The following is a 13,314-nucleotide window of genomic DNA, read 5'->3' as shown; positions in this document are numbered from 1 at the left end:
GCACTTGGCGACGGGCAGCCGTTGCCTTCGCATGAAAGCCTAGCAGCGGCTCCCATCATTTGCAACATCGTGTTTCTAAACCTTTGGTTATCATTTCCTCGCAACACCTCTCGTTATGATGCGGAGGGCGGCGGCTCCACAAGGGCGACGGAGGACGGACGGGCAAACTCCCGCTGCGGGCAAAGATGCTCCGGTGCGGAGCGGTCCGCGGATGCGCCTCCGGTGTCTAACGCTAGCCGATTCTCCTTCCCCAGCTCCCGGCCGCTCAGAGCGCCGGTCGATGCCGACCTTCGGGAAACGCCATGCCACACCAGGACTCCATCGCCGTCACCGGCCTGACCGGACGCTTCCCAGGCGCGCCGGACGTCGAGACCTTCTGGGACAATCTGCTGCGCGGGGTGGAGTCGGTCGGGCCGCTGACCCCGGAGGACATGGCGGCGGAGGGCATCGACCCGGCGGTCGCGGCGCAGCCCGGCTACGTCAACGCCGGCACCCGCGTGGCGGATGCGGACCGTTTCGATCTGGCCTATTTCGGATATTCGCCGCGCGAGGCGGAGCTGATGGACCCGCAGCACCGCCTGTTCCTGGAGGAGTGCCGCCGGCTTCTCGACAGCGCCAACCTGACCGGCCGGCCGTTGCGCATCGGCGCCTTCGCCGGTTGCCGGCAAAGCACCTACCAGTCGCTTCTGCCCCCCATCGCGCCGGAGCGCATCACCCAGCCCGAGAGCTTCCAGCAGCTCATGGGCAACGACAAGGACTATCTGGTCACCCGCGCCGCCTACAAGCTGGACCTGACCGGGCCGGCGATGACGGTGCAGACCGCCTGCTCCAGCTCGCTGGTGGCCGTCCACATGGCCTGCGAGAGCCTGATGCGCGGAGAATGCGATGCGGCGCTGGCCGGCGGCGTGGCGATCTCCTTTCCGCAGGGCATCGGCTATCTCGCCCAGCCCGGCATGATCTTTTCCCAGGACGGCCACTGCCGCCCCTTCGGCGCCGCCGGAACCGGAATCGTCGCCGGCAACGGCGTCGGGCTGGTGGCGCTGCGCCGGCTGGCGGACGCGATCGCCGACGGCGATGTCATCCACGCCGTCATCCGCGGATCGGCGGTGGCCAATGACGGCCGCCAGAAGCTGGGCTACACCGCGCCGGGCAAGGCCGGACAGCAGCGCGCCATCCTTGCCGCCCTGGAGCGAAGCGGCGTCGAGCCCGCCGCCATCGGGCTGCTGGAGGCGCACGGCACCGGCACTCCGCTGGGCGACCCGATCGAGGTCCAGGCCATCGCCGAGATCTACGGACGGCAAGGGGTGCCATCGGGCAACTGCGCCATCGGCTCGGTCAAGGGCAATCTCGGCCATCTCGACACCGCCGCCGGGATCGCGAGCCTGATCAAGGCGGTGATGGCGGTGAAGACCGGCGCCATGCCGGCCACCCTCCATGGCGAACCGGCCAACCCGCACATCGACTTCGCCGCCGGTCCCTTCCGGCTGCTGACGGAGACCGCCGCTTGGCCCGAGCGGTTCGAGCGGCGCGTCGCCGCGGTCAGTTCCTTCGGCATCGGCGGCACCAACGCCCATGTGATCGTCGAGCAGCCGCCGTCCTCCGCCCCGCAGCGCGACGAGCCGCCCGCCCGTCATGTCCTGGTCTGCGCCAACCACGATCCGGCCAATCTGGCGGCCCAGGCGGCGGCGCTGGCCGAGCGGTTGAGCGACGACGGCCTCGCCGCCCAATGCGCCACCGCGGCGCTGCGGCGCGAGCATGGGCGCCACCGCCTCGCCGTCACCGGCAGCGGGGCGGGCGAACTGGCGCGGGCGCTGCGCGGCGCAATCCCCTCGACCGTGCGCGAAGCCGGCCGCACTGCCTGGATGTTCAGCGGCCAGGGTAGCCAGGTCTCCGGCATGGGCGCCGACGCCTACCGGAACAGCGCGGTCTTCCGCGCAGCACTGGACCGCTGCCTCACCGGATTCGCAGAGGCGGGGATCCCCGATCTCGGACGTGCGATGTTCGACCCGGAGCACGCGGCGGATCTCGACCGCACGCTCTACACCCAGCCGGCGCTGTTCGCCTGGCAGCACGCCACCGCCACCCTGCTGGCCCATTGGGGCCTGTTGCCCAACCTCGTCTTCGGCCACTCCATCGGCGAGTTCGCCGCCGCGGTCGCCGCCGGCCATCTCGACCTGTCCCGTGCCATCCCGCTGGTGGCCCAACGCGCCCTGCTGATGGAGCACAGGACCGCACCCGGCGCCATGATCGCCGTGCCGATGCCCGAGGAGCGGCTGCACGCCTTGCTGGCCGGACATCCGCGCGTCGCCATCGCCGCCGTCAACGGGCCGGAACGCTGCACCCTGAGCGCTGCCGTTGCCGACCTGGAGCCCGTCAAGGAGACACTGGCCGACCTCGGCATTCCCTTCCGTACCCTGCCGGTGAACCGCGCCTTCCATTCGCCGACCATGGACGCCATCGAAGGTCCTCTGCGCGCGGCCTGCCCGGAGCCGCTGCCGGGTGACTCGCATTGCCGGATGCTGTCCAGCCTGACCGCGGACCTGCTGGTCCCCGGCCAGCCCGATGCCGACTATTGGGTCGCCCAGGCGCGCCAGCCGGTGCGTTTCCATGCTCTCGGCCGACGGCTGGCCGGGCTGGGGATCGACCGGGTGATCGAAATCGGCCCTGACGGCACCTTCGGACGGCTGCTGCGCGGCATCGGCGTCCTGCCGCCCTCCTGCGACATTCTGCACGAGCGCGAGACCACTCTGGCCGATCGGGTGGCCCAGCTCTACCGCGCCGGCTACGACGCTCCGCTGGCGGACCATTACGGCAGCTTCCAGGGACCTTGGGCCGACCTGCCGCCGCTCCGCCTCACCCCGACCCGCTGCTGGCCGGCGAGGCCTGCTGCCCGACCAGCCCCCGGCCCGGCGGCGGTTCCCGAAGAGGCTGTGCCGGAGCCTTACGACGGCCCGGCGATCCAGCTCTGGAGCTGGCGCTGGCAGGAGCTTGCCAAGCTCTACCAGCAGCGGGTCGGCCGCGCCGCCGCCTCCGAATCCTGGCTGGTGCTGGGCGACGGTACCTTCGCGGCGGCCCTGGCGGCAGCGGCGCGGCAGGCGGGCCACCGCGTGACACACGAAGCCGATGGCATCGCCGGCAAGATCGCCAACGGGATCTTCGACCAGATCGTCGACGCCCGGCCGCTGTCGCTTCCCGCCGATTTCGGCATGGAGGCGCTGTGCGAGGCGGTCGACCGCAGCGTCGGCTGGCTGCGCCATGCCCGGGTGCACAGGCGCTGCCGCATTGCCCTGCTGGTCAGCGGCGCGTCCGACCTTGCCAGCGGCCAGCCGGCCAGCCCGCTCTGGCCGGTGATGACACTGTGGCGCTGCCTGCGCAACGAGCATCCGGAACTGGCCCTCGGCTGCCTGGACGTCGGGGAGGACTGCGACCCCGCCGCCCTGCTCGATCCGCTCGCCGACCTGCACGCGCTGGGGGCGGCGCTGCTGATGCGCGGCGGCAGGCTGTACGAGCCGGTGGTCGACTCGATCCCGGCCCGCCAGGACAGCGACCCCATGCCCTGGCCCGGCGTCACGCTTCTGGCCGGCTTCGGCGCGGTCGGCCGGGCGCTGGCACAGTGGCTGTCGCAGCAGGGCTGTCGCGACCTCGCACTCGTCCTGCACCGCGCCCCCGACGATGCCCAGGCAACCTGCATCGCCGCGCTGGAGGCCGGCGGCACCCGTGTCCACCGCCTCGACGCCGACCTGCGCGACGCCGACGCCCTGCGCACGGCGCTGGAAAAATTGGAACAGCCGGTGCGCCGGGTGTTCCACACCGCGCACGCCGGCCTCAGCACGCTGTTGCGCGACCAGGACGCCGCGACCTTCGCCCGCACGGCGGAGGTGAAGGTCGCCGGGAGCCTCGTGCTGTACGAGGCGCTGCGCGGCCAGCCGCTCGACCTGTTCTGCCTGTTCAGTTCGGCGGCGGCGCTGCTGGCGATGCCGGGTGCTGCCTACAACACCGCCAACGCCTGGCAGGACGCCTTCGCCGCCCATCTGCGGGCGCAGGGCGTGCCGGCCCTGTCGGTCGCCTGGGGCCAGCTGGCGACGATCCGCGACGGCGCCGCCAAGCTGGAGCGGCTGGAGAAGTCCAGCCTGAAGCCGATCCCGGCCGATGCCGGCTTCGCAGTGCTCAACGCCCTGCTGAAGCAGACGCTGTGGGGGGAGGGAACCTGCGGCCGCATGCCCATCGCCGTCGATCCGCAGGCGCTGGCGGCGGCGGTCGGCGGTTTGCCGGCGACACGCAGCGCGCTGCGCCCGCTGCTGGCCGAACAGCTCGCGGCGTTGCGCCAGTCCGGCGAAGACATCGACCTGTCGCTTTCCGGCCTGCCGCCGGAGGAGCAGGAGGCGAAGCTCGCCGCCTATCTGCGCCGCGTCATCGGCGAGCGGCTGAAGTTCGCCAGCGACGCGCTCGACCCGGACCGTCCGCTCACCGAGCAGGGCGTCGATTCCCTGATCTTCCTGGAGCTGACGCACCTCATCAACCAGCGGTTCGACCTGCAGCTGCCGCCGACGGTCGGCTACGAACACCGGACGGTTTCGGCGCTGGCCGCCCACATCCGCGGCCTGATCGGCCGTGACGACATCGACTTCTCCCGCCCTCTCGGCCAGGGGCAGCTCGTCGTCACCCCGCGGCCGGAGGAGCGCCACGACCCCTTCCCGCTGACCGACCTGCAGCAGGCCTTCTGGCTCGGCCGGCAGCGCGGCATGACACTGGGCAGCGTCTCCTGCCACGAATACATCGAACTGGAGCTCGAGGATCTCGATGTCGGCCGGCTGGAGCGCGCCTGGAACCGGCTGATCGCCCGCCACGAGATGATGCGCTGCGTCGTCACTCCCTTCGGTCAGCAGCGAATCCTGGAGACGGTCGGGCCCTACCGCGTCGTCGAACGCGACCTGCGCGGCCTTCCCGACGCCGAGCGCGACGCCGCATTGGCCGGGATCCGTGAACGGATGTCCTATCAGGTCTTCGACCCGCAGCGCTGGCCGCTGTTCGAGCTGACGGTCAGCCGCCTGCCGGGCGGCATCGCGCGCGTCCATCTCGACATGGATCTGCTGGTCTTCGACATCCAGAGCTTCCGCGTCGTCTTCGGCGAACTGGCCCGCCTGCTGGACGATCCCGAGGCCGAGCTGCCGCCCCTGACCCTGTCCTTCCGCGACTATGCGCTGGCGGAACGGGCGCAGGAGGGGACGCCGGGCTGGCAGGCGGCGCGCGCCCATTGGCTGGAGCGGCTCGACCGCATTCCGCCCGCCCCCGACCTGCCGTTGCGCCGGGCACCCGGCGGCATCGAGCGGCCGACCTTCCGCACGCTGGACCACCGGCTGCCGGCGGCCCTCTGGCAGCGCTTCCAGACACGGGCCGCCGGGCTGGGCCTGACCGCCAGCGGCGCGCTGCTGACCGCCTTCACGCAACTGCTCGCCACCTACAGCCGGTCACCGGACTTCACGCTGAACATCACCTACTTCAACCGCCGGAACGTTCACCCGCAGGTGATGGACATCTGCGGCGACTTCACCTCGCTGATGCTGCTTCCGGTCTCGGCGGCGGAGGGGGACCTGTTCCTGCCGGCGGCGCGGCGCACCCAGGACGATCTGTGGCAGGCGCTGAGTCACCGCGACTTCAACGGCATCCGGGTGATGCGCGAACTCGGCCGTCACCGAGGCGGCGAGGCGGCGACGGGCGCGGCCGGCATCGACATGCCGGTGGTCTTCACCAGCATGATCGGCATGGATTTCGACGATCCGTCGCGCGCCGATTGGGAACTCACCAAACGGCAGGTCTACCAGATCAACCAGACGCCGCAGGTCTGGCTCGATTATCAGGCGACCGAATATGGCGGCGCGCTGGTGACGCGCTGGTTCATCGCCGACGATCTGTTCGACCCGGAGCTGATCGACGGCATGTTCGCCGCCTACACCGCCTTCCTCACCCGCCTGTCCGAGGAGGAGGCGCTGTGGGAGGCCCCGGTTCCCGATCTGCGCACCGACGCCGACAAGGCGGTCGCCGCCGCCCTGTCGGTGCCGGGCGAGCCGCCCACGGACGACCGCATGCCCGACCTGCTGCGCGCCCGCGCGGAACGGACGCCCGATGCGGTGGCGGTCATCGGCCCGCAGGGCGGCTGGAGCTACGGCGTCCTGCAGCGCCGGGTCGACCGGCTGGCCGGGCATCTGCTGGCTCTGGGGGTGCCGGCCTCGCAGCCGGTCGCGGTGGCGATGGCCAAGCAGCCCGACGCGGTGCTGGCCGCCCTGGCGATCCAGGCGGCGGGGGCCTGCTATGCCCCGCTCGACGCCGAGCAGGGCAGCGAGCGGCTCGCCGCCATCCTGCACGGCCTCCAGCCCTTCGCCATCCTGACCGCCGGCCCGACGCCGGAGCTGCCCGAGGATTTGCCCGAGAGCATTCTGCGCATCGACGTCTCCGCGCTGTCCCTCGATGGAGAGGACGGCGACGAGCCGGCCGCCCCGCCGCCGCGGCGCCAGGACGCGGGCGATCCCGCCTACATCATCCACACCTCCGGCACCACCGGCCAGCCGAAGGGGGCCGTGCTGGATCACCGCGCACCCATCAACACGCTGCGCGCACTGAACCGGCGGCTCGATGCCGGACCGGACGACCGGACGCTGTCGCTCTGCGCCTTCCACCACGACATGTCGGTCTACGACGTCTTCGGCATGCTGGCCTGCGGCGGCGCCGTGATCCTGCCGGACCGCGAGCGGAGCAAGGACGCGCTGCATTGGCTGGAGCTGATGCAACGCCACGCCCCGACCATCCTCAACGCCGTTCCCGCCTTCATCGCCATGCTGCTCGATGCACAGGCGCTGACCGGCGCCGAACTGCCTGCCCCGCGCCACGTCATGATGGGCGGCGACTGGATCGCACCGGACCTCGTGCGCCGCCTCAATGCCCTTTGGCCGGATTGCCGGATCCACAGCATCGGCGGCCCGACCGAAACCGCCATCGTCTCGGCCCACCATCCCATCGGCGCGCTCGACCCAGAGGGGACGACGATTCCCTACGGCCGCCCCCTGGAGAACCAGACCTGCCATCTGCTGAACCGGATCGGTCAGGACTGCCCGGTCGGCGTGGCCGGGGAGATCTGCACCGGCGGTCTGGCCCTGTCGCTCGGCTACTGGCGCGACGAGGCCCGGACGGCCGAGCGCTACCGCCCGCATCCGCGCAGCGGCGAGCGGCTGTTCCACACCGGCGACCTCGGCCGTCTCGGCCGTGACGGGGTGCTGGAGATCCTCGGGCGCATCGACAGCCAGATCAAGCTGAACGGCACCCGCATCGAACCCGGCGAGATCGAGGCGGCATTGGCCGACCACCCGGACGTGGCGCAAGCCGCCGTGCTGGTGGGTGGCGCCCCGCGCCCGCAGCTCCACGCCTTCTTCACCGTGAGGCGCGACGCCACGCCTCCAACCGGCGCCGCCCTGCCCGACAGGGATTGGCGACAGGGGCTGGACCGCGGCCACCGCGCCTGCGACCGGCTGCCCGAGGGCTTTGACCTCGACCGCTACCGGCAGCATTTCGCCGACATGGAGCAGCTGAGCACCTGGGTGATGCTGGACACGCTGCGCGGGGCCGGTTTCTTCCGGGAGGCGGGCGACACCGCGGCATCGGACGACCTCCACGCCGCGCTCGGCGTCGCTCCGCTCTACGGCAAACTGTTCCAGAGCTGGCTGCGCGTGCTGTGCGAGGACGGAATCCTGACCGAAATGGGCGACGGACGTTATGCCGCGACGCCCCTCATAGCCGGAGCGGATTGCCCGACCGGCGGACGCGCCGCCCTGCATGCGCGGATCGCCCGCCGGGCGGCGGCCGGCGCGCCCTACGAGCGCCGCATATGGTCGCTCTACGAGCGCTGCATCGCCCGGCCGGCCGATCTGCTGAACGGCACGTTGAACCCGCTGGAGCTGATGTTCGAGGGCGGACGTACCGACTTCGCCGAAAGCTGGTATCGCGAGAATCCGATCTCGGCCCATTTCAACGCCATCGCCGGAGAGGCCGCGCGCGGGCTGCTCGAGGCACGCCAGGACGCCGGTCCGCTCCGCATCCTGGAGTTCGGCGCCGGCATCGGCAGCGTCACCCACGCCATCCTGAAGGCCGTTCCCACCCCCGACTTCACCTACGACTTCACGGACCTGTCGCGCTATTTCCTCGACAACGCCCGCAATGCCTTCGCCGCGTGGCCGCAGATGAGGTTCGGCCTCTACGACATCAACGAGGATCCGGTCCTCCAGGGCCTCGACCCCGGCTCCTACGACCTGATCGTCGGCTCCAACGTGCTGCATGACGCCATGGACGTGAACCGCAGCAGCCGGCTGCTGCGGTCGCTGCTGAAGCCGGGCGGCCATCTGCTTCTGGTCGAAGGAACACTGAATCCCCGCTTCCAGCTGGTCAGCCTCGGCTTCGTCGAAGGGCTCAGCCATTACGAGGACGAGCGGCTGGAAAGCTGCCTGCCGATGCTGGACGCCCAGCGCTGGCAGGCGGTGCTGGGTGCCGCCGGCTTCGCCCGGCAGGCGGCCATTCCGCAGGCGGGAAGCCCGGCCGAGGCGATGAACTACCATGTCGTGCTGGCGCGCAACGGCGACGGCGCGGCGGTGCTCGATCCGCAAAGCCTCGACGGCTGGCTGCGCGGACGGCTGCCGGACGCGATGGTTCCGCAGCGCTGGCACCAGCTTTCCCGCCTGCCTCTGACCGTCAACGGCAAGATCGACCGGGCGCGCCTCCAGTCCGTCCTCGCCGACCGGCCGCCACCGGCCCAGCCGGAGGGCGAGGCGCTGGAGGGCGACACCCAGCAGCGCCTCGCCGCCCTGTGGACGGAGGTGCTGGACCAGCCCGTGACCACGGCCGGCGCGAACTTCTTCGCACTGGGCGGAGATTCCCTGCTGATGACGCGGCTTGCCAGCCGCATCCGGCACGGCTTCGGGACGGCGCCCGACCTGGCGACTCTGCTGCGCCTTCCGGTCCTGAAGGATCAGGCGGCGCAGCTCGCCACCCTGCTGATCGCCGCCCCCGCAGAGGGCAGCGATCAGGATGACGCCTTCGAGAGCGGGGTGATCTGATGCGCCCGGACGAAGTCCAGACGGACGACACCCTCGCCACACTCGCCCAGGTGAAGGAGCGGCTGCGGCGTGATGGCATCCGGCTTTCGGCTGCGCAGGGCCGGCTCGGCTACCATGCCCCGCCGGGCGCCATGACCGAAGCGGTCCGCGCCGGCATTGCCCGCCACCGCGACGCCTTGCTGGCCGAACTGTCGGGACTGTCGCGCGGCAGCGACAAGCCAGCCCTGCAGCCTCAGCCCGACCGCCGCTTCGAACCCTTCCCGATGACCGATTTGCAGGCGGCATATTGGGTGGGCGAGCATGGCGGCTACGCCCAGTCGGCGATCCCCTGCTTCTTCCATCACGTCCGCTTTCACGCGCTCGACCCGGACCGGCTCCAGCAGGCGCTGCACCGCGTCCAGCAGCGGCACGAGGTGCTGCGCAGCCGCTTCCAGCCCGACGGCACGCAGGTCATCGCCCGCCCCGGCGAAGCGCCTTGCACGCTGACCGTCGTCGACCTCAGCTGCGTCACGGCCGAGGAGGCGGAGCGGCGGCTGGCGCATCTCTGCGCCGCCCATCCCGACACCCTGCCGCCGCTCGATTGCGGTCCGCCGCTGGCGGCGACCCTCGTCCGGCTGGAGGGCGGCGACGACCGGCTGCTGCTGGCGATCCGGCTGATCGTGGTGGACGGACCGTCGCTGTCGATGATCTTCCGCGACCTGCTGCGCCACCTGTTCGACGACATCGGGCCGGAGCACCCGCCGGCGCTCGGCTACCGCGACTATGTCCTGGCGCTGCCGCCCCCTTCCGAGGCGAGCCGCCGCTATTGGAACGCGCGGCTCCAAACCCTGCCGCCGCCGCCCGACCTGCCCGTCACCGGGCGCTCCCCCCTGTGGTCGGAGTTCCGACGCCTGTCCGGCCGGCTCGATCCGGAGCGTTGGCAGCGGCTGAAGGCACTGGCCGCCGGGCGCGGCATCACCGCCAATGCGACGATGCTCGCCCTCTATGCGGCGGCGCTGCGGCCCTGGGTGCAGGACCGCCGCTTCACCCTGAACGTGCTGGCCAACCATCGCCCCTTCGAGCATCCCGACCTGCCGGCGCTGGCCGGCAATTGCAGCAACACCACCCTGGTGGAGTGCGACCCGGCGGGCAGCTTCCTGGAGCAGGCCCGGCGGCTGCAGGCGCTGACCGCCGAGCGGCTGGGCCACGCCGACGTCTCCGGCGTCTCGTTGCTGCGCCGGCTGCAGCAGGAGCGCGGCGGGGACCGGCCGGCCATGCCCTTCGTCTTCACCAGCGGAATCAGCGGCACGACCCCGCCCCTCCCGCCCCGGCACACCGACCGTTTCACCCTGGTCGGCAGCCATCTGCGCACGCCGCAGGTCTGGCTGGACCATCAGGTGATCGAGAACCATGAGGGGCTGATCTGCTTCTGGGATCACGTCGCCGGCATCTTCGAGGAGGGTGTCCCCGAAGCGATCGCCGCCCGTCACGAGCGCGCGCTCCACGCCCTGCTCGCCGATCCGGCGGCATGGGACCGGCCCGACCCGGCGCAGGCCGCTCCGGCGGAGCTGCCGCCGCCGGCGCCGGTTCTCGTGGAGGCCGGCGACCGAAACCTCGCGGACGTCTTCATCGCCCAGGCGGCACGCACGCCCGACCGCGAGGCGCTGGCCGCCGCCGACGGCACGCGCCTGACCTACCGGCAGCTCGCCAGCCGGGCCGGCGCGCTGGCGGCCGCGCTGCGCGCCGAAGGCGCGCGTCCCGGCGACCTGATCGCCATCCAATTGGCGAAGGGCACAAGGCAAATCGTCGCCGTCGTCGCGGCGGCGCTGGCCGGGCTGGTCTGGCTGCCGTTGGACGTCCGGCTGCCCCAGCGGCGGCGCGACGCCATCCTCGCCCATAGCGGCTGCCGCCTGATCCTCACGGACAGCCCGGCCGCCCTGCCCGACGGGGTGCGGCGCCTCCCCGCCGATCCCGGCCCGGCCGACGGCACTGTTCCGCACCGGCCGGAGCGGCGGGCGGGCGATCCGGCCTACGTCATCTACACCTCGGGATCGACCGGCCAGCCCAAGGGCGTGGTCATCGCGCATGGGGCCGTGCTCAACACCATCCTCGACCTCAACGCCCGCTTCGGCGTGACGGCCGACGACCGGCTGCTCGCCCTGTCGGCGCTCAGTTTCGACCTCAGCGTCTACGACATCTGGGGCGCGCTGGCCGCAGGCGCCGCCATCGTCGTCCCGGCCGACAGCGAGCATCCCGACCCCGCCGCCATCCTGGCGCTCTGCGCTGCCGAGCGGGTGACGGTGTGGAACTCGGTCCCGGCGCTCCTCGACATGGCGTTCGCCACCGCCGCGCGGCACCCCTGCCCGGACCTCGCCTCCCTGCGCCTGCTGATGCTGAGCGGCGACTGGATACCGCTGCCGCTCGCCCGGCTGGTGCGCGACCGCTACCCGCATATCCGCTTCCACGGGCTGGGCGGCGCCACCGAGGCGTCGATCTGGTCGAACCAGTTCCCGGTCGGGCGCATCGAGCCGGACTGGACCTCCATTCCCTACGGCTTCGCGCTGGGCGGCCAGCAGCTCCACGTTCTCGATGCCGACGGCGCGCCCTGCCCCCCCTGGGTGCGCGGCGAGATCCACATCGAGGGGCGGGGGTTGGCCGAGGGGTATCTGAACGACCCGGAACGCACCGCCGCCGCCTTCATCACCCACCGCAGCGGCCGCCGGCTCTACGCCACCGGCGACCTCGGCCGGCTGCGGGGGGACGGCGCGGTCGAGTTCCTCGGCCGCAAGGATTTCCAGCTCAAGATCCGCGGCCATCGGATCGAGGCCGGCGACGTCGAGAACCATCTGTCGCAGCATCCCGGCATCGCCGAGGTCCAGGTGCTGGCAGTGCCGGACGCGGCTGGGAGGCCGCAGCTCGTCGCCTGCTTCCGCCCGGCCGGACCGGCCGATGCCGGTGCGGAGGCGCAGGAACCGCCCGTCGCCGCCTGGTTGGCGGAACGTCTGCCGCGCTACATGGTCCCCGACCGCTTCCTGGCCGTCGAACAGCTGCCGTTGAGCGCGAATGGCAAGCGCGACCGAAAGGCGCTGACGCGGCTGGCGCAGGAGCGGTTGGCACAGGAACAGCCGAGCGGCCCCGACGGCGCGGCCCTCCCCGCCGGCAGCGCAGGCCTGCCGCCTCTGGCCGAACTGTGGGGCCGGATAACCGGCCACCTGCCGGCTTCGCCCGACGACAATTTCTTCGAGACCGGCGGCAATTCGCTGCTGGCGGTGCATCTCGCCGCCGCCATCCGCGAGCGCTTCGGCGTTCCCCTCGATCTCGCCACGATCTTCCAGGCGCCGACGCTGGGAGCGCTGTGGAAGGCGGTGCTGCGCCAGGGCTCCCAGGCGGAGCACCGCCTTCCGCACCCCGGCCCGAACGTCCATCCCCCCGCGGAGACCCCATGAACTGCCTGCCCTTCCAGGACAAGAAGCCGGACGCCCGCGTCGATCTGTTCTGCCTGCATTACGCCGGCGGCAGCAGCGCGGTGTTCCGCGGCTGGGACGCGCGCTTTCCCGATTGGATCTCCGTCCGGCCGATCGAGCTTCCCGGCCGCGGCGTCCGCATGGCCGAGCCGCTGGAACAGGATCCGGACGCACTGGTCGACCGGCTCTGCGTCGAGCTGGAGCCTCGGCTCCGTCGCCCATGGGCGCTGTTCGGGCACAGTCTGGGGGCGGCGCTCGGCTACCGCATCGCCCGGCGCTTCCAGTCCGGCAACGCTCCGCTGGCCCTCTTTCCCTCTGGCCGCCACAGCCCGGCGGGCATCGTCCCGGTCCGCCGCCGCGCCCATCTCGCCGACGCCGATCTGCTGGCCGAGGTGCGCAGCCTCAACGGCTCGCCGCCCGAGGTGCTGGAGAACCGCGAACTGATGCGCCTGATGCTGCCGATCATCCGCGCCGACTTCCGGCTCAGCGAGGCGGTCTCGTCGCGACCGCTGGCCGATCCGCTGGATTGCCCGGTGCTGGTCTTCGGCGGCGCCGAGGATCCGGAGGTCCCCTGCGACGCTCTGCATCGTTGGAGGGACGTGGCACGCGGTACGTTCGATGTCGCGGTTCTGCCCGGCGATCACTTCTTCCTGCACCAGCCTGCCCAGGCCGACGCCCTCCGCGACCGCATCGTCGCGGCGCTGACCCCGCTCCTGCTTCCCCGCCTGAGCCAAAGGCAACCGGCCTGACCGGCCGTTTCCGAGCGAAAGGAA

3 protein-coding genes are annotated in these 13,314 nt (G+C 71.8%); all 3 read left to right on the top strand.

Annotated elements, in window-relative coordinates:
• The first annotated feature begins 302 nt into the window (after positions 1 to 302).
• Genes A6A40_RS22435 through A6A40_RS22425 form a run of 3 tightly spaced genes read left to right on the top strand, consistent with a single transcriptional unit; the run spans position 303 to position 13,290 of the window.
• A complete protein-coding gene (locus A6A40_RS22435; RefSeq protein WP_108548117.1) occupies positions 303 to 9,098 on the top strand; it encodes a hybrid non-ribosomal peptide synthetase/type I polyketide synthase in 8,796 nt (2,931 codons plus the stop codon).
• Positions 9,098 to 12,523 (top strand): non-ribosomal peptide synthetase, encoded by a 3,426-nt coding sequence (locus A6A40_RS22430; protein ID WP_108548116.1) that lies wholly within the window; start codon positions 9,098 to 9,100, stop codon positions 12,521 to 12,523. The genes A6A40_RS22435 and A6A40_RS22430 overlap by 1 nt, the downstream gene beginning before the upstream one ends.
• On the top strand, positions 12,520 to 13,290 hold the full coding sequence (locus A6A40_RS22425) for a thioesterase II family protein (RefSeq protein ID WP_108548115.1): 771 nt from the start codon (positions 12,520 to 12,522) through the stop codon (positions 13,288 to 13,290). Before A6A40_RS22430 ends, A6A40_RS22425 begins: the two co-directional genes overlap by 4 nt.
• Positions 13,291 to 13,314 lie beyond the last annotated feature (24 nt).

Origin of the sequence: Azospirillum humicireducens, assembly GCF_001639105.2 — a bacterium.
In the GTDB taxonomy this organism is placed as follows: domain Bacteria; phylum Pseudomonadota; class Alphaproteobacteria; order Azospirillales; family Azospirillaceae; genus Azospirillum; species Azospirillum humicireducens.
The sequence above is the reverse complement of the archived record's forward strand: the minus strand, read 5'-3'. Positions and strand labels throughout refer to the sequence as shown.

Coding starts and splice junctions, on each gene's coding strand:
- A6A40_RS22435 (WP_108548117.1), top strand. CDS start 303: ATGCCACACCAGGACTCCATCGCCGTCACCGGCCTGACCGGACGCTTC.
- A6A40_RS22430 (WP_108548116.1), top strand. CDS start 9,098: ATGCGCCCGGACGAAGTCCAGACGGACGACACCCTCGCCACACTCGCC.
- A6A40_RS22425 (WP_108548115.1), top strand. CDS start 12,520: ATGAACTGCCTGCCCTTCCAGGACAAGAAGCCGGACGCCCGCGTCGAT.